At 74.8% G+C, this 21,512-nt stretch carries 21 protein-coding genes; 15 read left to right on the top strand and 6 right to left on the bottom strand.

Annotated features, from left to right (window positions below; translation table 11 throughout):
* Positions 1 to 63: 63 nt before the first annotated feature.
* The 9 genes from ABH931_RS30170 (at position 64) to ABH931_RS30130 (ending at position 9,791) form a co-directional block, all read left to right on the top strand.
* Positions 64 to 384, top strand: a complete 321-nt coding sequence (locus ABH931_RS30170) for a putative quinol monooxygenase (RefSeq protein WP_370120503.1) — start codon at positions 64 to 66, stop codon at positions 382 to 384.
* Positions 385 to 621: 237 nt separating this feature from the next.
* Positions 622 to 1,698 carry a hypothetical protein gene (locus ABH931_RS30165; RefSeq protein WP_370120130.1) on the top strand — a complete coding sequence of 359 codons (1,077 nt, stop codon included), beginning with the start codon at positions 622 to 624 and terminating at the stop codon, positions 1,696 to 1,698.
* Between the two features lie 346 nt (positions 1,699 to 2,044).
* Positions 2,045 to 2,701: a GNAT family N-acetyltransferase gene (locus ABH931_RS30160; RefSeq protein ID WP_370120128.1), complete on the top strand. Its 657-nt coding sequence runs from the start codon at positions 2,045 to 2,047 to the stop codon at positions 2,699 to 2,701.
* 163 nt (positions 2,702 to 2,864) lie between these two features.
* Positions 2,865 to 4,169: a hypothetical protein gene (locus ABH931_RS30155; RefSeq protein WP_370120500.1), complete on the top strand. Its 1,305-nt coding sequence runs from the start codon at positions 2,865 to 2,867 to the stop codon at positions 4,167 to 4,169.
* A gap of 45 nt (positions 4,170 to 4,214) precedes the next feature.
* Positions 4,215 to 5,576, top strand: coding sequence for an AAA family ATPase (locus ABH931_RS30150; protein ID WP_370120126.1), 1,362 nt, complete (start codon positions 4,215 to 4,217; stop codon positions 5,574 to 5,576).
* Between the two features lie 269 nt (positions 5,577 to 5,845).
* Positions 5,846 to 7,177, top strand: coding sequence for a VWA-like domain-containing protein (locus ABH931_RS30145; RefSeq protein ID WP_370120124.1), 1,332 nt, complete (start codon positions 5,846 to 5,848; stop codon positions 7,175 to 7,177).
* An 81-nt stretch (positions 7,178 to 7,258) separates the two neighbouring features.
* Positions 7,259 to 8,518 carry an MFS transporter gene (locus tag ABH931_RS30140; RefSeq protein WP_370120122.1) on the top strand — a complete coding sequence of 420 codons (1,260 nt, stop codon included), beginning with the start codon at positions 7,259 to 7,261 and terminating at the stop codon, positions 8,516 to 8,518.
* A 51-nt stretch (positions 8,519 to 8,569) separates the two neighbouring features.
* Positions 8,570 to 9,214, top strand: a complete 645-nt coding sequence (locus tag ABH931_RS30135; protein WP_370120119.1) for a hemerythrin domain-containing protein — start codon at positions 8,570 to 8,572, stop codon at positions 9,212 to 9,214.
* A gap of 136 nt (positions 9,215 to 9,350) precedes the next feature.
* Complete coding sequence (locus tag ABH931_RS30130; protein ID WP_370120117.1) at positions 9,351 to 9,791, top strand: ATP-binding protein; 441 nt, start codon at positions 9,351 to 9,353, stop codon at positions 9,789 to 9,791.
* 18 nt (positions 9,792 to 9,809) lie between these two features.
* On the opposite strand, the gene ABH931_RS30125 is transcribed toward ABH931_RS30130, so the two are convergent.
* Entirely contained in the window at positions 9,810 to 10,937 is a 1,128-nt protein-coding gene (locus tag ABH931_RS30125; RefSeq protein WP_370120114.1) for an NADH:flavin oxidoreductase, read from the bottom strand.
* A 201-nt stretch (positions 10,938 to 11,138) separates the two neighbouring features.
* Here ABH931_RS30125 and ABH931_RS30120 point away from each other — a divergent pair, with 201 nt between their 5' ends.
* Positions 11,139 to 11,789: a CBS domain-containing protein gene (locus ABH931_RS30120; protein WP_370120112.1), complete on the top strand. Its 651-nt coding sequence runs from the start codon at positions 11,139 to 11,141 to the stop codon at positions 11,787 to 11,789.
* A gap of 18 nt (positions 11,790 to 11,807) precedes the next feature.
* Here the strand turns inward: ABH931_RS30120 and ABH931_RS30115 are convergent, their stop codons facing one another.
* From ABH931_RS30115 to ABH931_RS30105, 3 genes are all read right to left on the bottom strand, one after another.
* Positions 11,808 to 12,596 (bottom strand): SGNH/GDSL hydrolase family protein, encoded by a 789-nt coding sequence (locus ABH931_RS30115; protein ID WP_370120109.1) that lies wholly within the window; start codon positions 12,594 to 12,596, stop codon positions 11,808 to 11,810.
* A 473-nt stretch (positions 12,597 to 13,069) separates the two neighbouring features.
* A complete protein-coding gene (locus tag ABH931_RS30110; RefSeq protein WP_370120107.1) occupies positions 13,070 to 15,445 on the bottom strand; it encodes an FtsX-like permease family protein in 2,376 nt (791 codons plus the stop codon).
* Complete coding sequence (locus tag ABH931_RS30105) at positions 15,442 to 16,152, bottom strand: ABC transporter ATP-binding protein (protein WP_370120104.1); 711 nt, start codon at positions 16,150 to 16,152, stop codon at positions 15,442 to 15,444. The genes ABH931_RS30110 and ABH931_RS30105 overlap by 4 nt, the downstream gene beginning before the upstream one ends.
* A 200-nt stretch (positions 16,153 to 16,352) precedes the next feature.
* Here ABH931_RS30105 and ABH931_RS30100 point away from each other — a divergent pair, with 200 nt between their 5' ends.
* On the top strand, positions 16,353 to 17,891 hold the full coding sequence (locus ABH931_RS30100) for a histidine kinase (RefSeq protein WP_370120101.1): 1,539 nt from the start codon (positions 16,353 to 16,355) through the stop codon (positions 17,889 to 17,891).
* Entirely contained in the window at positions 17,843 to 18,487 is a 645-nt protein-coding gene (locus ABH931_RS30095) for a response regulator (protein ID WP_370120099.1), read from the top strand. Before ABH931_RS30100 ends, ABH931_RS30095 begins: the two co-directional genes overlap by 49 nt.
* Before the next feature lie 39 nt (positions 18,488 to 18,526).
* Here ABH931_RS30095 and ABH931_RS30090 read toward each other — a convergent pair whose 3' ends face one another.
* Complete coding sequence (locus ABH931_RS30090) at positions 18,527 to 18,955, bottom strand: OsmC family protein (RefSeq protein ID WP_370120097.1); 429 nt, start codon at positions 18,953 to 18,955, stop codon at positions 18,527 to 18,529.
* Between the two features lie 25 nt (positions 18,956 to 18,980).
* Positions 18,981 to 19,520 carry a gamma carbonic anhydrase family protein gene (locus ABH931_RS30085; RefSeq protein WP_370120094.1) on the bottom strand — a complete coding sequence of 180 codons (540 nt, stop codon included), beginning with the start codon at positions 19,518 to 19,520 and terminating at the stop codon, positions 18,981 to 18,983.
* A gap of 105 nt (positions 19,521 to 19,625) precedes the next feature.
* Between ABH931_RS30085 and ABH931_RS30080 the strand changes: the two genes are divergently transcribed.
* From ABH931_RS30080 to ABH931_RS30070, 3 genes are all read left to right on the top strand, one after another.
* Positions 19,626 to 20,063 carry a VOC family protein gene (locus tag ABH931_RS30080; protein ID WP_370120092.1) on the top strand — a complete coding sequence of 146 codons (438 nt, stop codon included), beginning with the start codon at positions 19,626 to 19,628 and terminating at the stop codon, positions 20,061 to 20,063.
* 19 nt (positions 20,064 to 20,082) lie between these two features.
* Positions 20,083 to 20,541 carry an SRPBCC family protein gene (locus ABH931_RS30075; protein ID WP_370120089.1) on the top strand — a complete coding sequence of 153 codons (459 nt, stop codon included), beginning with the start codon at positions 20,083 to 20,085 and terminating at the stop codon, positions 20,539 to 20,541.
* A gap of 106 nt (positions 20,542 to 20,647) precedes the next feature.
* Positions 20,648 to 21,367, top strand: coding sequence for a GntR family transcriptional regulator (locus ABH931_RS30070; protein ID WP_370120086.1), 720 nt, complete (start codon positions 20,648 to 20,650; stop codon positions 21,365 to 21,367).
* Positions 21,368 to 21,512 lie beyond the last annotated feature (145 nt).

Below are 21,512 nucleotides of genomic sequence, written 5' to 3'. Positions count from 1 at the left end.
GTCGCCGCATCCGGCCCCGAGGAGCGTCCCGTGAGCGTTGAGCACATCCCTGAGAGCAGTCCCGTGAGCGACCACCCCGGCACCGATCTCGGCTACCTCGTGCGCTTCGAGGCCAGGCCCGAGCACGCGGAGGAGTTCGGCGCGCTGCTGTCCGGCGCCGCGCTCGACCTTGCCCGCGCGGAGGAGGGGACCACGGTCTGGTTCCCGCTGCGGCTCGGGCCGACGACCTTCGGCGTCTTCGACGCCTTCCCCGACGAGGACGCCCGCCAGGTCCACCTGCACGGGCGCATCGCGGACCTGCTGAAGGCGGAGGCCCCGCGGCTGCTGGCCGCGCCGGTCGAGGTGCGCCCGGTGGACGTGCTCGGCGCCAAGCTGCCGCACTGAGCTGCCCACGATGCCTGGTTTCTTGATGGGACGTCAACTCTGCCCGTCCCTCTGCCGTTGAGCGCCGGCCGGGCCCGACTCCGGTCGACGGAAGGGCCGTTCGTGAGGTGAGCCGGTCCGAGTGGTTGCGGTCGCGCCGCGCGTGGCGCGATCCTGCCCATGACGGAGTGGCGACTCCCAGGGGTCGCGGGAAGCCGTGCGGCTCCCCGTGCCCCTGCGGCGGGCGGGGAGGCGTGCGTGGCTCTGATGGGGCGGGGTGTCGGCTGGTCCTTCCGGCGCCGCGGGCGGCGTCGGCTCGGCGCGGTCCAGCGTGCGGTCACACCCCTGCTGGCTGGGGCCGGCTTCGTGGTGCTGGTCTTCGCGCCCGGTCGGCACACCGCGCTTGCGCGCTGGGAGCTCGCGGCGGACTCCCTGCCGCTCCTCCTCGCGGCCGTGGCCTGGCGGTGGTGGCGTCCCACCGATGAGGGCCTGCCCGACGCGTTGCGCCTGCGCCGCCGAAGCCGGCGGATCGCGCTGCGTTTCGCCTCCGTGCCCGGGGTGGGCAGCGCCGTGGCGCTCGCGCTCGCGGTCGGCGCGCACGGAGCCGGAGGCCACGACGCCGCGCAGGCCGCCCTGTGGCTGGCGGTCGCCGCGCCGGTGCCCGTCCTCGTGGAGGCCTTCCTGTGGCGGCTCGCGCCGAGCTCGCTGCGCCAGGACGTCCGCATCGGCGGGCTCGTCGAGGAGATCCAGGGTCTCAACGCCCGGATCGCCTACAGCGCGCGGCTCGTCTTCGATCCGGAGTTGGGCCACCTGGGACGCGTGGTGCCGCAGCAGCACGCGCCGCGCCCGGAGGCTCCCGGCGCGCCGCTCGCGGTCGTGCCGGACCGGGTGCTCGCCAAGCGGATGGTGATGCAGCGGCTCTCCTTCGCCGAGGAGCGCTGGCTGGTCAACGCGTCGATCCGGTGGGACGGTTCGGCCCTGCTGGTCACCGACATCGGCGGCCGGACGGTGGCCGCCCCCGCGCGGCGCGGGGCGCGTTCGCTCGCGGGCGAGCCGGTCGAACTGGTCTGGGTGATCGAGGAGAGCTACGGCGATCCGGTCCGCGAGGCGTTCGTCCTGCTGCTGGACTCCCAGGACCGCTGCCTGCTGACCATGTCCGGGCTCGGCTTCGACGCGGACGAGCTCGCCGCCCTCGCCTCGACGGCGCGCCTCGCCTGCAGCCGCTACCACCTGCGCCTCCCGGCCACCGACCGTCTCGGCCACGCCCTCCTGCCCCGCATGTTCCCCCGCCGCCGCGGCCACATCCACGTCCAACTGGGCCTGTCCGCGGCGTAGCCCCGCCCCGCCGGACGTTCGGCCGGGAGGCCGGGGGTCGTTTCCCGGCGTTCCCGCTCTGCCTCGCCTTGCCCCGCGCCTGCCCGGCCTTCGGCCGGGAGGTGGCACAGGGGTGCTTCGGCCCTCTGCCCCGCCTTGGGCCGCACCGCCCGCCGGACGTTCGGCCGGTGGGCCGTTTCCCTGCGTTCCCGCCTGCTCTGCCTCGCCCTACGCCGCGCCGCTCGCCGCCCGCAGGGCGCTCGGCCGGTGGGGCGTTTCCCGGTGCTCGCTGGGTCGGGGGTGATGTAATGGTCTCATGACAAGTGCATCACTTACATCGATTCCGGCTGGCGCGCTGTCCTCCGTCGTGGCCGACTGGGTGTCCGGCTGGGTGGTCTCGCGCGGTGCGTCCGAGCCGGAGGCGGCGGCGTGGGGGTGGACCGTCGACGTGGGGCAGGAGGCGCAGGTCGCGCGCCACGTGGTCGTCGACGCGGACGAGGCGCGCGTGCGGGCGGCGGCCGAGCGGGCGCGGGGCGTGGGGTGGTGGCTCAAGGTGTTCCTGCCGCAGGCGTGCGACGCGCCCGAGCCGCTGGTTCTCGGCTGGCTCGGACCGGGCTGGGCAGCGGACATGCCGGGCTATCTGATGGCCCTCGACCTGAAGGCCGACGCGGGGGAGCAGGCCACGCCGGGCTCGCTCCCGCCCGGCTACACCCTGCGCGGCTGGACCCGCGGCGACGTGGTCCGCGTGCTCGTGGCCGCGCCCGACGGCTCCCTCGCCGCACGCGGCCAGGCCGGGCTCGCGGGCGAGGTCGCGGTGCCCGACCAGATCGCCACGATGGCCGCCCACCAGCGTCTCGGCCTCGGCTCGGTCGTCATGCGCTCGCTCCAGCAGCAGGCCCTGGCGGCCGGCGCCTCCCGTGCCGTCCTGGGCGCGTCGACGCAGGGCCGCGCCCTGTACGAGTCCCTCGGCTGGCAGGCGCACACCGCCTTCGCGAGCCTCTACCGGACTGCCGGGGAGGGCTAGCCGGGGCTCGCCGGGCCGGCGCCCCGAAATCCAGTGGTGGCGTGGGCCGCCACGGAGTTAGCCTGCCCGGGATGACGACTCCTCGAATCCGATTGGGGGTCCTGCTCGCGAACGGTGTGTGCTGATGCGCACCGGAACCGCGAACGGGAACACCCGTCTCCAGATGTGGCGGCGCGTGCGCGAGTACGCCGTGCCGCCGTCCATGATCCTGACCGCGACCGCCCGCCGGTCCGTCGGCGACTGGGCGGGCGCGTGCGCGGCCGCCCGCGTCGCCGTCGATCTCGACCTGCGGGACGTCGCCCGCCGCCACGGCCGTGAGCTCGCCACCGCGCTCCGCGCCGACCTGCGCCGCCTCGCGCCGGACCTGCTGCGCTGGCACCTGCCGCGGGTCGCGCCGGACGGCCTGCTGCGGCCCGGCCTGACGGTCACTCTGGCCCGCTACCCCGCCGCCGAGGGGGCCGCGCCACTCCACCTCGTGCTGCGGACGTCACCCGCCTGGGCTGACGACGCCCAACGGGTCGCTCTCGCCCTGTGGGACCCCCTGCGCCCCGAGGCGGACACCCGGCGGCACCCCCACCCGCACCCGAGCCGACGGTTCAGGCTCGACCTGCACCGCCATCTGTGGGACGCCCGCAACAGCGTCGAACTCGGCGAGCGCAGCGGCACGGCCGAACTCACCGAACCCGCGGAACGCGGAAGTTGGGCCACGGACCGGTGGGCGGACGAGGCCCGGCTGCTGCTGCGGGCCGAACGACGCGCCTCCGGACGCGTCGCGGTCCGGCTCGGCCGCCGGGAGGCGCTACTGCTGGACCTCGACGAGGACGGCACGCTCACCGCCTCGGTGACGACACCGGCCGAGGCGCGCAACCCCGACCTGCTCCTGCTGCCGGACGCGGCGGTCTTCGTGCCGCCCGACCTGGAGCTGCTCCGCGCCGGGTTGATCGACGCCGACGCGCTCCACCCGCTGGTCGCCGCCGCTTTGCTGCCCGGGCACGTCCCCGCCGGGCGTCCCGCCGTCGACGCGTCGGCGCCGCGCGTCGTCCCGGTCGAGTGCCGGGGCGAACGGCACCGGCTCGCGGTGGTCGGCGGTGTGCTGAGACCGCTCGACCACGGTCCGGAGGAGCTGCGCCGCGAGGAGTTGCTGGTCGCCCTGACCGGCACACCCCTGCCCTGCCTCCAGGCGATCGACCAGGCCCACCGCAGCCCCGAGGGCCTCGACGAGCTGCGTCGCCGGCTCGACCACGGTGACCTCGCGGGCTTCACGGCCGTGCTCGCGGCCCTGATCGGCCCCGACGCCGTGCTCCCCGCCGGAGCACTGCGCGACGAACTCGACGCGGCGCGGCTTCGCCGGATCGACTACGCGCTCTACCGGGCCGGTCTGCCCGCGCCCCCGTCCGGGGCGGTGTCCGGCCGGACCGCCCGGCGTCGTGCCCAGCGCACGCGCCGACAGCCCGCCCCGCGGCGCTGACCACCCCCTGCTGCCGCATCCCTTCGAACCTCCAGGTGATGACTGATGACCTCTGCCACTCTGCTGTCCCCTCCCGTCTCCGGCCCCGTCCCCGTCTCCGGCCCCGTCCCCGTCGCCGTCTCCGGCCAGGTCCCTGCCCAGCGTCCCCAACTCGACGTCGCCGACGAGCTGCTGGGCCTGCTCCGGCAGTCGGACACCGAGCCGCGTCCGGACCAGCAGCTGGAGGCGCTGACCCTCGCGGTGGCGGCGGACCTGCCGGTGCTGCTCTGGGGTGAGCCCGGCATCGGCAAGACCGCCGCGCTCACCCAACTCGCCGAGGCCCTTGACCTGCCGCTGACCACCGTCATCGCCAGCGTCCACGAACCCTCCGACTTCTCCGGCCTGCCCGTCGTCGGCGACGACCCGGCCCGGCAGGGCGTCCCGCTCGCGCCGCCGGACTGGGCGGTCCGGCTGGTCCGGGCCGGCAAGGGCCTGCTCTTCCTCGACGAGCTCTCCACCGCGCCGCCCGCCGTCCAGGCCGCGCTGCTCCGGCTGGTCCTGGAACGCCGCATCGGTTCCCTGCAACTGCCGCCCGGGGTACGGATCGTGGCTGCCGCCAACCCGCGCGCCTCGGCCGCCGACGGCTGGGAGCTGAGTCCGCCGCTGGCCAACCGCTTCGTCCATCTGCTGTGGACCCACGACCACGAGGTCGTCGTCCGGGGCCTGGGCGGGACCTGGCCGCGCGCCGTGCTGCCGCGGCTCGACCCGGCCCGGCTCGCCGAGGCGGTGGACTTCGCCCGCCGTGCCGTGTGCGGACTGCTCGCCGTCCGGCCGGGCCTGGTGCACCGGCTGCCCGACAGCGAGACCCGCCGGGGCGGCGCCTGGCCCTCGCCGCGCAGCTGGGAGATGACGCTGCGGCTGATCGCCTTCGCGACCGCCGCCGGCTCCTCGCGCGACGTGCTGTCCTTGCTGGTCCGGGGCGCGGTCGGGGACGGTCCGGGCCTCGAACTCCTGGCGAGCCTGGACCGAATGGACCTGCCCGATCCGGAGACGCTGCTCGCGGCGCCGGAGAGTGCCGTGCTGCCGGAGCGGGGCGATCTGCGCCAGGCCGCGCTGGACGCGGTCGTCGCGGCGGTCCGCGCCCGCCCCGAGCGGACCCGCTGGGACGCGGCCTGGACGCTGCTGGTCCGGGCGGTGGAGACGGGCGCGCCCGACCTGCTGGTGGTGCCCGCCATGACGCTCGCCTCGCTGCGCCGCGAGGGGTGGGACGTGCCGCCGTCGATCGAGCAGCTGGCCGGCGCGGTCTCGCTCTCCCAGCAGGCCGACCGCGCGGCCGAGACGGCGGCCGCCCGCGAACGCGTCGAGCAGGCCGAACGCGACCGTGCCGCCCGCCTCGCCGCGGCCGCGGGCGGGCGAACCGCCCGATGACCGCGATGCCCGCACATCAGCGCTCGACAGCACCCGAACCGGCGGCTCGGGCCCAGGCGGCGCCAGGGCCGGAGGCGGCGGTCGTGGCCCGAGCGGCGATGCCACCGGGGGCGGCCCGGGCGCGACTGGCGCTCGGGGCCGAGCCGGCGACTCGGCCCCGCCTGGCGAGGTCGCGCGATGCCGCGGCGCCGTTCCGGGCGGGATCGGCGCCCGGAGGGGCGGCCCTGGGCGGGCCGGAGGCCCCCCGGCCGCGGCCGCCGGTGCGGCCGTTGACGGCGCGGCCGGTCGCGGTGGAGTCGGCGCCGACGGCCGAGCCGCAACGCGTCCCACCGTCGGGGAGCACGGCGGAGCGGGGGAGCGCGACGCGCGGCTGCGCCGGTGAGCCGGCGGAACTGGACGCCGACAAGCTCTACACCGCCCGGCTCCAGGCCGCCCGGGCGCGGCCGTACCTGGCCACGGCGTTGTTCGCGCTGCGGGTCGTGGTGTCGGGGACCACCCCGACCATGGCCGTCGACCGGCACTGGCGCTGCTACGTCTCGCCCGGTTTCGTCGCCCGCACGCCGGTCGAGGAACTCGCGGGCGTGTGGGTGCACGAGGTCTCCCACCTGCTGCGCGACCACCACGGCCGCAGCGACCGCTACGCGCTGGCCAAGGGCCTGACCTGCGCGCCGGAGCGCCTGCGGATGAACATCGCGGCCGACTTCGAGATCAACGACGACATCTTCGGCGACGGCCTGGTCCGCCCCAAGGGCGCGGTCCGGCCAGCGATGGCGCGGCTGCCCGAGGGCTGGCTGATGGAGGACTACCTGGCCCAGTTGCGGGTGGGCGCCCTCCCGGAGGACCTCGCCTGGCTGGACTGCGGCAGCGGCGCCGACGGCTTGGACCGGCCCTGGGACCTGGGCGCGGACGGCGCGGACGGGCTGACCGCGCAGGAACGCGACGCGGTGCGCTTCCGGGTCACGCAGGCCATCAACGCCCGGCCCGGCCGGACCCCGGCCGGCTGGCGCCGCTGGGCCGAGGAGGCGTTCCAACCCCCGCAGCCCTGGCGCGAGTTGCTGGGTGCGGCGCTGCGCTCCGCGACCGCCTCCGCAGGGACGGGCGGCGACTACCACTACGGGCGTCCGGCCCGCCGGGCCACCAGCCTGCCCGGGGTCGTCCTGCCCAGCCTGCGGCGCACCCCGCCGCGGGTCGCCGTCGTCATCGACACCTCCGGTTCGGTCACCGACGCCGAACTCGGCGCGGCACTGCGCGAGGTCACCGCCATCAGTCAGGCGATTGGCGGCCGACGCGACCTGGTGACCGTCGTCCCCTGCGACGCGGCGGCGCAGCGGGTGACCACGCTGTGCCGCGCCGAGGAGATCCCCCTGCTCGGCGGGGGCGGCACCGACCTGCGAGCCGGGTTCGTCCGCGCCCTGCGGGCCCGTCCGCGCCCGGACGTCGTGGTCGCCCTCACCGACGGACAGACCCCGTGGCCGAGCAGCCGGCCACCGTGCCGCACGGTGGTGGGCCTGTTCCCGCGGTCCCGGAACCACGAGGAGGACGAGGAGTACCGGCCGAGCGGCCCGCCCGCCTGGGCCCGGGTGGTGGAGATCCGCAGCTGAGCGGGCGGTGCAGAGTGGTCCACTCGCACAGTGGATGAGTGGCCCTGTGGGCTGGTCCACTGGGCCCGTAGCGTGGGGACCATGACGATCAAGGAGATGCGGCGGGCGGGCGGTGCCCGCGGGCCCGCGCGGGGGGCGGGCTCACGGGCACCGGGGGCGCAGCGCCGGCGGATCGCGCTGCTGGCCGTGGCGGGTGGGCTGATCGCGGCGAACCTCTACTACTGCCAGCCGTTGCTGCCCCGAATCGCGGCCTCCTTCGGCGCCGACCGGGGCTCCGCGGGCCTGCTCGTGACGTTGACCCAACTCGGGTACACCGCCGGGCTGTTGCTGATCGTGCCGCTCGGCGACATCGTGCCGCGCCGCCGGCTGGTCGGGGTGCTGACCGCAGTGGGCACCGCAGGGCTGGTGCTGACCGGCGTGGCGCCCGGGCTCTGGGGCGCGCTCGTAGGGGGACTGCTCGCCGGGGCCGCGTCCAGTACCGTCCAGATCCTCACGCCCTACGCGGCGTCGATCGCGCCGGAGGGTGAGCGGGCACGCGCCGTCGGGACCATGCTGACCGGCGTGCTGCTCGGCATCCTGCTCTCCCGCAGCGCCGCCGGGCTGGTGGGTGCGACGCTCGGCTGGCGCGGCGTCTTCCTGCTGGCGGCACTGGTGCTGGCAGCCACCGGCCTGCTGCTGCACCGGATCCTCGAACCCGGACCTCCCGAGGTCAGGCTCGGCTACCGGACCCAGTTGGCGCAGGTGTTCCGGCTCGCCGCGAGTGAGTCGCTGCTGCGCCGCCGCGCCCTGATCGGGGCCTGCTGCTTCGCGGCGTTCAGCTGCTTCTGGGCCACCTCCGCGTTCCTGCTCGCCGGGGCGCCCTACCGGTTCGGTGAGTCCGCGATCGGCTGGTTCGCCCTGGTCGGTGCGGCGGGCGCGCTCGCCGCACGGACCGTGGGCGGCCTCGCCGACCGGGGCCACCAGCGGGCGGCGACGGCGGTGCTGCTCGGGTCGGGTGTCGCGGCCTTCGCCGCGATGGTGCCCGGCGGCCGCAGCCTGGCCTGGCTGGTGGCGGGGGTGCTGGTGATGGACGTCGCCGTGCAGGGCACCCACCTGATGAACATGAGCGACGTCTACGCCCTGCCCGGCCACCCCCGGGCCCGCCTCGCCTCCGTCTACATGACGGCCTACTACCTCGGCGGCACGGCCGGATCCCTGCTCGGCACCACCGGATACCGCCTCGCAGGCTGGCCCGCTGTCCCGTGCATCGGCGCCGCACTGCTCGCCGTCGCGCTGGTGGCGGCGCTCCGACCGGATCCGAGGGCCCGAACAGGCATGCCCGCCCCGGAAACGGGCACGTGAACCGTGGGGAGTCCGTGAACCCTGGGAATCCAGGAACGAGGGATGACACCGATGACCGACATCCAGGCCCGGCCCGCCCGGGCGATCCCCGCCGACCACGCTGAGACGCTCGACCCCGACGGGCACGGCGACCTGCTCCAGCAGCTGGCCGCCGAGCACTGGGAGATGCGGATGCTGTTCAGCGCCGTGCTGGGCACCCCGCTCGGCGACCCGGAGCGCAGCACCCTGATGGACCGCATCACCACCCGGCTCGTGCGGCACGGCGTCGTCGAGGAGGGCGTCCTCTACCCGATGGTGCGCCGACTGCCCGAGGACGCGGACAGCGAGCTGTCGCGGCGCGGTCTCGAGGACCACGCGCGGTGCGAGGCGTCCCTGCACCAGATCGGGCTGCGCAAGGCCACCGACCCGGACTTCGACCACCTGGTGGCCGTGCTCCACGAGCACGTCACGGGGCACCAGAACTGGGAGGAGGCGCGGCTCTTCCCGCTGCTGCGGGAGGCCTTCGGGCAGGGCGAACTCGACGCCGCCGGAGACCGGGCCCGTGAGCTGCGGCGCCGCGCGCGCACGACCGCCCAGGCCCCACCCGGTGTCCAGCCCCCTGAGGACCACTTCCCGCCGCCCGAGCAGGGCCTGCGGCAGCGCCTCCACGACCGGTTCACCCCGGCCGGCGGCTGGGGTGCGCTGCGCCCGCACTGAGCGCGGGCCTCGGGATCAGGGACCGGAACCAGGCCGGACACGGGAAATCAGGTGCGCGGTGGAACCGGAACCGGACGGTGCAACGGCGGCGTGGCCGCGGATCGGGACCCTCGTCCTGGACGAGGGACCCGGATCGGTGGCGCGCTGCCGTGTGTTCGTGCGCCACTGCCTGGAGGACGGCGGCTGGCCGGACAAACTCGACGGCGAGGAGCGCCGGCAGGCTGTCGAGGAGGTGCTGCTGCTGGCCTCGGAGATCGCCACCAACGCCTGCCTGCACGCCGACGGCCCCCGTCGGCTCACCGTCAGCGGGAGCGGGACGACCGTGCGCGTCGAGGTCGCCGACGGCAGCGCGCTGCTGCCGGTGCTGCGTCCCGAGGGAGGCGTGCCGTGCGGGGACGGCCGGTTCGGCGGACACGGCATGCGCATCGTGGACCGGCTGACCCGCGGGCGCTGGGGGAGCGAGGCGCACGGCACCGGCAAGACGGTCTGGTTCGAACTGGTTCGCCCCGAACCGTCCTGGACAGGCCTTGACCGGCCCATGAGGAGCCATGGGCCGGCTTCGGGGACACCGGCGTGAGCGGTCGGCTCAGCGGCGTCAGACCAGGGACTTCAGCGAGGCGGCGTCGTAGGGAGCCAGCTCGTCGAAGCGGCCCGCGAGCACCTTGGCCGCCCACTCCGGATCCTGGAGCAGCGCACGGCCGACGGCGACCATGTCGAACTCCTCGCGCTCCATCCGGTCCAGCAGGTTGTCCAGCGCCTGCACGGGCGAGCCCTCGCCCATGAACGCGCCCAGGAAGTCGCCGTCGAGGCCGACCGAGCCCACGGTGATCGTCGGGCGGCCGGTGAGCTTCTTCGTCCAGCCGGCCAGGTTCAGGTCCGAGCCCTCGAACTCCGGCAGCCAGTAGCGGCGGGTGGAGGCGTGGAAGGCGTCGACACCGGCGGCGGCCAGCGGGGCGAGGACGGCCTCCAGCTGCTCCGGGGTCTCCGCCAGGCGGGCGTCGTACGCCTCCTGCTTCCACTGCGAGTAGCGGAAGATCACCGGGAAGTCGGCGGAGACCCGCTCGCGGACCGCGGCCACGATCTCGGCGGCGAACCGCGTGCGGGCGACCGGGTTGCCACCGTAGGCGTCGGTGCGGCGGTTGGTGCCCGCCCAGAGGAACTGGTCCACCAGGTAGCCGTGGGCGCCGTGCAGTTCGACGCCGTCGAAGCCGATCCGCTCGGCGTCGGCGGCGGCCTGCGCGAACGCGCCGATCACCTCGTCCAGGTCGCCCTGGGTCATCGCGTTGCCGGTGCCCTCGGTGCCGTCGATGCGCAGCCCGGACGGGCCGACGGCGGGCGCCTCGGCGAACGGCGGCTGACCCTGCTTGCGCACCATGCCGATGTGCCACAGCTGCGGCACGATCGTGCCGCCGGCCGCGTGCACCGCGTCGGCCACCCGGGACCACCCGGCCAGCTGCTCTTCACCGTGGAAACGCGGTACCCGGTCGCTCTGCCCCGCCGACTCGTGCCCGACGTACGTGCCCTCGGTGACGATCAGCCCGACGCCCGCCCCGGCGCGGCGCGCGTAGTAGGAGCCCACGTCCTCACCGGGGACGCCGCCCGGGGAGAACATGCGCGTCATCGGCGCCATGGCGATGCGGTTGGGGACGGTCAGCCCGTTCAGGGAGAGAGGCCGGGAGAGGATCTCGGCCGCGCGGGAGACGGCGGACGCAGCGGTGGTCATGGGGTTCCTCGGGGTGCCGGACGGATGTGCAGGCGCGGTGGCCGCGCGCACGTGACAACCGCCGCGGGCCGGGCCGCATTTCGCACCGGCCCCCGACCGGCCTGTGATACCCGCCATATTGCCCGGTGGCGGCGCCCGTGGTTGTCGGCAAGGCTGGTCGGCAGAGAGGCCGGGGACAGCGGGCAGCCTGAGGAGGCCGGTGTGACGACGCAGCCGCGGCCGACGGCGCGGACCGTCGGGGACGTCATGAGCGCGCGGGTGGTGACCGCGACGAGCGGGACGCCGTTCAAGGAGCTCGTGCGGTTGATGGACGAGCACCGGGTGAGCGCGCTGCCGGTGCTGGACGAGGGCCGACGCGTCCTCGGCCTGGTCTCCGAGGCCGACCTGCTGCTGAAGCAGGCCGACCGGCAGCGCCGGCTCGGCATGCGCTCCGGCCTGCTCGACCCGGACGAGGCGGCCCGGACCGCGGCCCTGCGCGCCGCCGACCTGATGAGCGCGCCCGCCGTGGTGACCGGCCCCGACGCGACCGTCGCCGCGGCGGCGCGCACGATGATCCGCCGCCGGGTCAAGCGCCTGCCGGTCGTGGACGACGACGGCGTACTGCTCGGCATCGTCAGCCGGGCCGACGTGCTCACCGTCTTCCTGCGCGCCGACGACGCGCTCGGCGAGGACGTCCGCACCGCGCTGGCGGCCGCGCTCGGCGCGGACGAGGCGGCCGGACTGAGCGTCGCCGTCGCCGACGGCGTGGTGACTCTCGGCGGAACCCTGGCCGACACCGCGCGGATCCCGCTGGTCGCCGAGACCGTGCGCGCAGTGGACGGCGTGGTGGACGTGACCTTCGCGCTCGGATAGCCCGCAGACTCCGAGGCATCAGCCCGGGTAGGCGTCCAGCGTGGGGCGCTTGGCCGGACGGTTGTCACCGCTGGACCGGCCGGTGAGCCGGCGCCCGATCCACGGCAGGACGTGCAGGCGCACCCAGCGCAGATCGGCGCGGAGCTTGGCCAGGCGCGGCACGGGCGCCGCCGGGGGCAGCGGCTCGCGCCAGTCGAACGAGGCCGGGTACCCCAGCGCCTGAAGCACTCCCTCCGCGACGCGGCGGTGGCCCTCGGGCGAGAAGTGCAGGCGGTCCTCGGCCCACATCCGCGCGTCGTCGAACGCCGGGACGTGGAACAGGTCGACGACGACGATGTTGTCGTGGGCGGCGGCGAAGTCCCGCACGAAGCCTTGCAGCCGCAGGATCTGCGGCATGATGCGCGCGCTGCCGCGCATGCGCCGGCTCGGGTCGACGCTGAAGAACATCACGACGCACTCGGCGTCGGCGGCGAGGCGCTCCGCGAGGGCCCCGAGGGTGCGCTCCACGTTCTCGATGTCGCAGCCCGGGCGCATCACGTCGTTCAGTCCACCGGCGAGCGTCACCAGCTCCCCGCGCAGGGCGACGGCGGCGTCGCCCTGCTCGTCGGCGATCTGCCCGATCAGCTTGCCGCGCACCGCCAGGTTCGCGTACCGGAACTCCCCGCCCTCCGCGTCGCCCGCGAGCCGCGCGGCGACGCGGTCGGCCCAGCCCCGGTAGTGACCGTCGGAGAGGACTTCGTCGCACATGCCCTCGGTGAAGGAGTCGCCGAGGGCGACCATGCTGCGGTAGCGGAGCGTCTGGTTCATAGTGCAACGATTCTAGACGTCCGCGCCGGAAGCGCGGGAGCGTTCGCGGGCGCGCCGAAACGGGGGCGGGCGGGGTGTCGGTCCAGAGAGGCGAGGAGCCGCAGCAGTCGGCTCCAGCCCGTCTCGCGGGCCTGGTTGTTGCCGAACGCCGTGCCTCCGTCGGCCTCGGACGCGAGGCTCGGGCGGAACGGGAAGGTGCCGAGCCCGTCGACGCCCCCGGCCACCGGACGCTGCCGGCCCCGGGCCTGCCGGGGCAGGAAGATCACGGCACCGCGCCCCCGGGGCTGCGACCAGCCCCACGCTGGAGCAGGCGCTGGATCCCGCCGCGGGTGCGGTAGAAGCCCTCCAGGGCTGACGGGTGCACAGGGGACGAGCGGGGAAGACCGGGGAAGGGCCGTTGCCGGCGCCCCCGTGTGATGTCTTCGACACCACGCGGGGGCACGGACAACGGCCCTCGGCCGTGGGCAGGAGCCTCACTCCGTGCGCAGCGCCGTCGCGGTGCGGGCGCGGGCCGCCCAGCTCGCCGGGGCGAGCGCGCCGAGCGTGGCCAGGACCAGCCCGCCCGCCAGCAGCGAGAGCACGAGCGGCGCGTGGAACACGTCCAGGTCGACGCCGGGCACGTCGGTGCCGGCCGCGCCCGCCATCGCGGGCAGCACGGTGCGCTGCAGCAGGATGCCGATCGGGACACCCACCGCGCCCGCCACCAGACCGATCACCGAGACCGACGCCAGCACCATGCCCACGGTCTGACGCGGCTTCAGGCCGAGTGACTTCAGCACGCCCAGGTCGTGGATCCGCTCCCTGGTGTCCAGCAGCACGGTGTTCAGCACGCCCAGGCCGGCGACGGCGACCAGCATCAGCGTCAGGATCGTGGCCAGGCTGTCCATGGCCAGCACCACGATGCTGATGCGCGGGGGACCGGGCGTCGCGCTGAGCCCGTAGCGCGCCACGGCGCGGTTCAGCGCGTCGGTGTACGCGCCGGCGTCGGTGCCCGGCTTCAGGTCGATCGCGAAGGAGCGCGCGTCGGGTACCAGCGGCAGCGCCAGCGAGGTGAGCGAACCCTCGTCCGTCAGCAGCTTGTTGTCGAGCGACAGCACCTCTCCGACGAGCCGCACCGACGCGGTGCGACCGTTCTCGGTCAAGGTGACCGTGTCGCCGACGTGCACGCCGTAGGTGGTCAGGAACGCCTGCGGCACGACCGCCTCGCCGGGGCCGGTGAACCAGCGGCCGGAGACCATCTGCATCGAGGCCCAGCCGGACTCGCCCTCGTAGGAGACGACCTGCGTCTGTCCGGTGTGTCCGGCGACGGCGGTGCGGGCGGTGGAGATCTCGACCGCGTGGGCCGTGCCGGGCTGCGCGGCGATCGCGCGGCTCGTCGCGTCCAGGTCGGCCGCGGTGATCAGGCGGGGCTTGGCGTCGCTGCCGGGCCCCGGGAACGGCAGCACCTGGACGGCACCGGGGTTGTCCTGCAACAGGCCCTGCTGCACCTGGTTGAGCGACAGTGCCAGCCCGGCCCCGAAGGTGACGCCGACGGTGCCGAGGAGCACGGCCGCCATCGTGGTCGCCGAGCGGCCAGGACGGCCGAGGGGGAGCGCGAGACCGAGGGAGAGCCAGCGCGGCAGCGGCAGCCGGGAGGCGTAGCCGTGGGCGGCGCGGCCGAAGCGTCCGGCCTGCTCGGTACGGCCGACGGCCAGCGCCTCCACCGTGCGCAGCCTTCCGGCCCGCCGGGCCGGGATCAGCGCGGCGCCCGCCACGGCCCCCAGCACGAGCAGCGGCACGACCAGGTCCAGCCAGAGGGGGATGCCCAGGGTCACGCTGCGCAGCGCCTTGTCGGCGACGCCCATGACCGGGATCGACAGCAGGTTGCCGAGGACCACCCCGGCGACCGCGCCGGTCGTCGCGGGGATCAGCGCCTGGCCCAGGTAGGCGCGGACGACCTGCGCCGGGCTGAAGCCGATCGCCTTGAGGATGCCGATCCGGCGCCGCCCTGCCGTCACCGCGCCGCTCACCACGATGCCGATGACCAGCAGCGACATGAACAGCCCGAGCACCCCGAAGGCCACCAGGAACGGCACGAAGGTCGCCGAGGTCCGGTCGGCCTCCTGCTCGACGTCGAGGTAGGAGGAGGAACCGAGCGTCGCGCCGGCCGGGAGCGCCGAGGTGACGGCGGCGCGGTCCGCCTCGATCTCGGCGCGGCTGCCCGCGTGGGCGAACCGGTAGAGCATCTGCTGCTGCGGCACGGCGCCCGGCGGCGTCAGTGCGGCGATCTCCTCCGGTGCCACCCACCCGTCGGCCGTGTGGGTGACGGAGGCGGCCAGCCCCACGACGGTGAGCGTGGGGTGGCCCGGTGCGTCCGGCACGGTCACCGTGTCGCCCACGGCCAGCGGCGAGTTGCCGTCCGGCAGCACGATCTGGCCGGGTCCGGTGATCCAGTGGCCGACGGTGACCCGCAGATCGTCCAGTGGCCCGTCGATCGGGCGGCCCACGACCGTGGTCGGCTCCAGCGGGTCGCCTGCCGGGGTGAACCGGTCACCCTTGGCGACGCGTGGGTGCAGGGTCAGCGCCGGGTACGGACCGGCGGTCGCGGTGACACCGGCCGCGTGCGCCGTGCCGGCCAACTGCCCCGCGTCGACGACGGCGCCGTCGACGTTCACGGACAGGTGCGCGCCGTGCTGCGCGTCGAATGCGCGCTGGTAGGGCCCCTGCGAGTCGAGGAGCAGCCCGCCCGCCAGGACGGACGCGGTGACGGCGGTCATCGTCGTCAGTGCCATCACCAGCGTCTGCACGCGCTTGCGGCTGACGCCCGCGCGGACGATCCGGCCCAGGGGGTTCTGGCGCCTGCGGCTCACTTGGCCACCGCCAGTGGGGCGTTGCGCAGGTCACGGGCCAGCTTGCCGTCGACCAGCTCGATGACGCGCGTGGCGCACTGGGCGGCGAGACCCGTGTCGTGGGTGACCAGGACCAGCGTGCGGCCCTCGGCGACCAGCGCGCCGAGCAGCTCGCGCACCTCCGCCGCGGCGGCGCTGTCCAGCGCTCCCGTCGGCTCGTCGGCCAGCAGCAGCGGGGGGTTGTTCATCAGGGCGCGTGCGACCGCGACGCGCTGGCGCTGACCGCCGGAAAGGGTGCCGGGATAGGACCGGGCGTACCGGACGATGCCGAGGCGGGTGAGCAGCTCGTTCGCGCGCTCCCGTGCCTCGCCGCGGGAGGTGCCCGCCAGCTGGGCGGGGATCAGCACGTTGTCCTCGACGGTCAGGTCGTCGAGCAGGTTGAAGAACTGGAAGACCATCCCGATCCGCTCCCGCCGGTACCCGGCGAGCGCCGCCTCGCCCAGCTCGTGGACGGGCGTGCCGGCGACCCGGACGACGCCCTTGTTCGGGCGGTCCAGTCCGGCGATCAGGTTGAGCAGCGTCGACTTGCCGCTGCCTGACGGCCCGAGCACGGCGAGGGCCTCGCCGGCGGCGACCTCCAGGGAGAAGTCGGCCAGGGCGGGGCGGGCGGCGTCGGTGGCGTCGTAGGTCTTGCTGACGTCGCGGATCTCGATGATCGGCGCGGACACGGGTCCTCCGGTGCGTCGGACGGTTCGTTGGCTGACGGGAACGAAGCTACGAACTCGCACGTCAGGCTCGATATATGGGTGGACGGTCAGTGCGGGGTGTACTTACCTACACCCGGGATCGGGTGTCCACGCCCAGCGCGTCGCGTGGCGGTGCGTGGGCAGACTGGGCGGCGACGATCACCGAACCGTGGAGAGCGACCATGCACCCAAGCCCGGGCCCCCGGCGCGGCCGCGCCGTATCGGCAGGCGAGCCGCGCCTCGAACTCGCGCAGAGGATCTCGTGGGGGACGACGTGGGGGACGCGTCTGACCCGCACGATGCTGGCACCGTTCCGGCTGGCGTACCTGCTCGCGCTCACCGCCTGCGGGCTCGCCGCCCTGCTGGGCGGACCGGCCCTGGGCGCCCACCACCTGCTGAGTGGTGGGCTGAGCTCGCCCAGCGACCACCTCCACGTCTACCTCGGCCTGCTGATCACGTTGGGCCCCTGCCTGATCTGGGGCGCGTCGTGGGCGAGTGGCGGTGGGGGGCGCGCGGCCGGAGCGGTGCTGACCCTTCCGGGCGTCCTCTCGGTCGCGGCCGCCGTCCTCTATCGCGGTGACACCCCGGGCGGCAACCACGGGGTGGTCCTGCTCGGTCCGCCGCTGCTGCTTCTCGGTGTGCTGGCTGCCCGCTGGGTGGCCTCCGAGCAGCGCCGCCTGGTCGGGCAGTGGTGGGGGACGCCGATTCCGGACGGCTACCGCCCGCTGCCCGAGGCCCGTCCGGGCCAGTGGTGGGCCAGGACGCGGGCCGGGACCGTCGGCTGGGTGACCGACCCGGCGCTGTGGCGGGACGTGGCGTGGACGCTGGTCTCCGGCGTCCTCGCCGTCGGCGGACTGGTGCTGCTCGTCACCTCGCCCTGGCTGCTCGACAAGCTCGGCCCCAAGGGCCAGTTCGCCCAGCCGGGGGTCCTCTACCGGCTGGCCCTGGTGATGTCCCCGGCCCTGGTGCTGTGGGGCGCGCCCGTCGTCCTCGACCTGCACGCCCGCGCCGCGCGGGCGCTGATCGGTCCCTCCCGCCGGCGCGAGCTGACCGCCCGGGTCCAGCACCTGTCCGCGACGCGGGCGGAGACCATCGACCACAACGCCGCCGAGCTGCGCCGCATCGAGCGCGACCTGCACGACGGCGCGCAGGCCCGCCTGGTCGCGCTCGGCATGGCCCTGAACGCGGCCGAGCAGCTCTTCGACACCGACCCGGCCGCCGCCCGGGCGCTGGTGACGGAGGCGAAGGGCGCGTCGGCGAAGGCGCTCGTCGAGCTGCGCGACCTGGTGCGCGGCATCCACCCGCCGGTGCTGGCCGACCGCGGCCTCGTCGACGCGGTCCAGGCGCTGGCGCTGGACCTGCCGCTGTCCGTGGAGGTCGCCGGTGAGCTGGAGCGCCGTCCACCGGCCGCGGTCGAGTCGGCCGCGTTCTTCGCGGTCAGCGAGCTGCTCGCGAACACCGTCAAGCACGCGCAAGCCAGGCGGGGTTGGGTGGAGATCGGCCATACTGACGGCATGCTGCGGATCGTCGTCACCGACGACGGCCGCGGCGAGGCCGACCCCGGCCGGGGGAGCGGGCTGCGTGGCATCGAGCGTCGACTGGCCGCGTTCGACGGCGTCCTCGCCGTCAGCAGCCCCGTCGGCGGTCCCACCATCGCGAGTCTGGAGATCCCTTGCGCGTCGCCATCGCCGAAGACCTCTTCCTCCTCCGTGACGGCCTGACGCGCCTGTTGCAGGCGCACGGCATGGAGGTCACGGTCGCGGCGGAGAACGGCGAGGAGCTGTTGGAGGCGGTCCGCAAGGACCGCCCCGACGTGGCGGTGGTCGACGTGCGGCTGCCGCCCACCTTCACCGACGAGGGCCTGCGCGCCGCGCTGACCGCTCGCGCGGAGCTGCCCGGCCTGCCGGTGCTGGTGCTCTCCCAGTACGTCGAGCAGCTCTACGCCCGCGAGCTGCTGGCCGACGGCAGCGGCGGCGTCGGCTACCTGCTCAAGGACCGGGTCCTGGACGGCTCCACGTTCATCGACGCCGTCCGCAGGGTCGCCTCCGGCGGCACCGCGATGGACCCGGAGGTGATCGGCCGCCTGCTCACCCACAACGCCGCCGCGGGCCCCGTCGCCACCCTGACCCCGCGCGAGCGCGAGGTGCTCGCGCTGATGGCGGAGGGCCGCAGCAATGCGGCGATCGCGCAGCAACTGGTCATCACGGAGCGGGCGGTGGCCAAGCACACGGCGTCCATCTTCGTCCGCCTGGACCTCCAGCAGTCCGACGACGACAACCGCCGCGTGCTGGCCGTACTGGCTTACCTGAACCAGTAGTCGCACTCGCCGCAGAGCCCCGCGCCCTTCAAGAAGTCGCTACGCGCCTTCGACCGTCGAAGTGACGGGCGTGCCGATTTCGACCGTGCGGCTGACGGTGCAGAGGCGGTCGTGGGACGTCTTCACCGCGCGGGGCAGGATCGTGCGGGCGCGGTCGCCGCCCTCGCCCTCGGGGAAGGAGACGTGGAAGGTGACCGCCAGGTTGGTCATGTGCTGGCCCTGCTCGTCGCTGACCTTGTCGCCCTGCACGGAGACGGTGAACTCCAGCGGCTCCGCGTGGCGGCTCGTCGCCACGTCCGCGTCGATCGCCGTGCAGCCGCCGATCGCGGCGAGCAGCAGCTCGACCGGGCTGAAGTCGGCGTCGCCGTGCGAGCCGAAGGTGAGGGTGCCGCCCCGGACGTTGGTCGCCACGTAGCGGCCTGACTCGGTGCGGTCGATCCGGACGGAACGCAGGGTGTCGTCGCTCATGACGACGACACTATGCGATCACGGGTCACACCGGACGGATGTCCCGGTGCTGCGCGGTCAGCGCGACGTACCACTCGGCGTTCATCTTCAGCTCCGCCCGCTCCTGCTCGGTCAGCTCGCGCCGCACCTTCGCCGGGACGCCGGCGACCAGGGAGCCGGGCGGCACCTGCATGCCCTGCGGGACCAGGGCGTTCGCCGCGACCAGCGAGCCCGCGCCGATGCGGGCGCCGTTCAGGACGGTGGCGCCCATGCCGACCAGGCAGTCGTCCTCGACGGTGCAGCCGTGCAGGACCGCGTTGTGGCCGACCGAGACGCGCGCCCCGACGGTGAGCGGGAAGCCGGGGTCGGCGTGGCCGGAGCAGTTGTCCTGCACGTTGCTGTCGGCGCCGATGCTGATCGCCTCGCAGTCGCCGCGCAGCACGGCGCCGTACCAGACGCTCGCCCCGGCGGCGAGCTTCACGTCGCCGAGCACGGTCGCGTTCACGGCGACGAACGCCGTCTCGTCGACCTCGGGCGTGCGCCCGGCGACGGCGGCGACGAGCGGGCGGGCGGGGGACTGGGTCATGAGGCTCTCCTGCGGCTGTGACGGTCGTGCGCGCGGTCGTACCGAGTCCGATCCTGCCGGATGTCGCGCACGGGTTCTCGCCCGCCCCCTCCTTAGCCTGGCCCTATGACTCTTCCTGCCGCGATCAGCGTCGTGACGCTGGGCGTCACCGACCTCGACCGGAGCATCGCCTTCTACCAGGCCCTGGGCTGGCCGCTGTCCTCCGCCTCGCAGCCCGGCGCCATCGCGTGGTTCCGCACGGCGGGTGCCACGCTCGGGCTCTTCCCGACCGGGGACCTCGCCGCGGACGCGGGCGTGCCGGAGGGCGGGGAGCCGGTGTTCCGCGAGGTCACCCTCGCCGTCAACCTGGGGAGTCGGGAGGAGGTCGACGCGGCGATGGCCGTCGCCCTGGGCGCGGGCGCGGATCTGGTGAAGGCGCCGGTGGCCGCCGAGTGGGGCGGCTACAGCGGCTACTTCGCCGATCCGGACGGCCACCTGTGGGAGCTCGTCCACGCCCCGGGGTTCCCGCTCACGGGTGACGGGCGCGTCGACATGCCCGTCTGAGCGGGCCGAGACTGGCGGTATGGGTCTGCACCGCTACCGATTCCTGTCCAGCTGGGAGCTCCCCGCCCCCTACGAGCACGTCTTCCGGGCGCTGGCCGATCCGCAGTCCTATCCGCTGTGGTGGCCGCAGATCCTGGAGGTGCGGCAGTTGACCGACGACAGCGGGCGGATGCGCTTCCGCTCGCTGTTGCCGTACGAACTCTCCGTCACGGCCTTCGCCGTCCGGAACGACCCCGAGGCGGGTGTTCTGGAGGCGCGGCTCCTGGGCGACCTCCAGGGCGTGACCCGTTGGTCCGTCAGCCGTCGCGGCGACGGCCGGACCCTCGCGCTCTTCGACGAGGACGTCGTCGTCTGCAAGCCGCTGATGCGGAGGCTCGCCCTCCCCGGAAGACCGGCATTTCGGGTGAATCATGCCTGGATGATGCGCAGTGGCCGCCTGGGACTCACCCACTATCTGGCCCTCTGCCATTGGTCTTGACCAATGACCCCGCTGCCCCTATGGTCGCCATAACGCAACGTCCTTTAATAAATAAGGGAACGTAATCTCGCCCTTCCCAGCAGGGCGCACACAGGCGGAGGCAAGGGTGGGGACCACGGCGACCGAGTCGGTACCGGAGCCCAAGTACTGGCAGCTGCGCACGGTTCTGGTCCGAACCATCGAGCAGGAGTTCCACACCGGCGAGATCCTCCCCAACGAGCGCGACCTGGCCGCCCGCTTCGGGGTCGCCCGGGCGACCCTGCGGCAGGCGCTCGACCAGCTCGAGCTCGAGGGCCGCCTGGTCCGGCGCCGCGGCATCGGCACGCTGATCGCCGCCCCCCGCATGGGCATCCCCGTCGCGGAGGCGTCCGGCCGGGACACCTGGCGCATCGTCGACTGCGGCACCGGCCCGGCGTCCGCGAACGTCGCCAAGGCGCTCGGCCTGGAGACCGGCGTCGAGGTCCACAGCGTCCGCCGGGTGCGGATGATGGCCGGTACGGCCGTCGGCACCGAGACGCTGTTCGTCCCCGTCGAGATCATGCCGCACGTCCCCGGGTTCCTGGCGGAGTCGAGCCGGGCGCGGGCGATGCTGAAGCAGTTCCAGGCCCTGCCGATCGAGGGCGAGTCCCGCGCGGTCGAGCTCGGCGTGGCCGAGGAGGAGCAGGCCCGCCTGCTGGAGCGCCCGCCGGGCATCCCGGTCCTGGTCCTCACCACCCGCTACGCGGGCGAGGACGGCCCGCTCGCGGTCGCGGTCTCCACCTACCGCGCGGACACCTGCAAGCTCACCTTCGGCGACTCCGGCGTCGAGGTCCGCGCCGCCTCCTGACGCCGACGGTCAGCCCCCGGCGGGGGCGACCGTCAGTCCCGCGCGGTCGGGCTCGGCGTGGCCGAGGAGGAGCAGGCCCGCCTGCTGGAGCGCCCGCCGGGCATCCCGGTCCTGGTCCTCACCACCCGCTACGCGGGCGAGGACG

The sequence above is a fragment of the Streptacidiphilus sp. MAP12-33 genome, assembly GCF_041261265.1.
Classification (GTDB): domain Bacteria; phylum Actinomycetota; class Actinomycetes; order Streptomycetales; family Streptomycetaceae; genus Streptacidiphilus.
The sequence above is the reverse complement of the archived record's forward strand: the minus strand, read 5'-3'. Positions and strand labels throughout refer to the sequence as shown.

Coding starts and splice junctions, on each gene's coding strand:
- ABH931_RS30155 (WP_370120500.1), top strand. CDS start 2,865: ATGTGGCGGCGCGTGCGCGAGTACGCCGTGCCGCCGTCCATGATCCTG.
- ABH931_RS30150 (WP_370120126.1), top strand. CDS start 4,215: ATGACCTCTGCCACTCTGCTGTCCCCTCCCGTCTCCGGCCCCGTCCCC.
- ABH931_RS30140 (WP_370120122.1), top strand. CDS start 7,259: ATGACGATCAAGGAGATGCGGCGGGCGGGCGGTGCCCGCGGGCCCGCG.
- ABH931_RS30135 (WP_370120119.1), top strand. CDS start 8,570: ATGACCGACATCCAGGCCCGGCCCGCCCGGGCGATCCCCGCCGACCAC.
- ABH931_RS30125 (WP_370120114.1), bottom strand. CDS start 10,937: ATGACCACCGCTGCGTCCGCCGTCTCCCGCGCGGCCGAGATCCTCTCC.
- ABH931_RS30115 (WP_370120109.1), bottom strand. CDS start 12,596: ATGAACCAGACGCTCCGCTACCGCAGCATGGTCGCCCTCGGCGACTCC.
- ABH931_RS30100 (WP_370120101.1), top strand. CDS start 16,353: ATGCACCCAAGCCCGGGCCCCCGGCGCGGCCGCGCCGTATCGGCAGGC.
- ABH931_RS30090 (WP_370120097.1), bottom strand. CDS start 18,955: ATGAGCGACGACACCCTGCGTTCCGTCCGGATCGACCGCACCGAGTCA.
- ABH931_RS30085 (WP_370120094.1), bottom strand. CDS start 19,520: ATGACCCAGTCCCCCGCCCGCCCGCTCGTCGCCGCCGTCGCCGGGCGC.
- ABH931_RS30080 (WP_370120092.1), top strand. CDS start 19,626: ATGACTCTTCCTGCCGCGATCAGCGTCGTGACGCTGGGCGTCACCGAC.
- ABH931_RS30075 (WP_370120089.1), top strand. CDS start 20,083: ATGGGTCTGCACCGCTACCGATTCCTGTCCAGCTGGGAGCTCCCCGCC.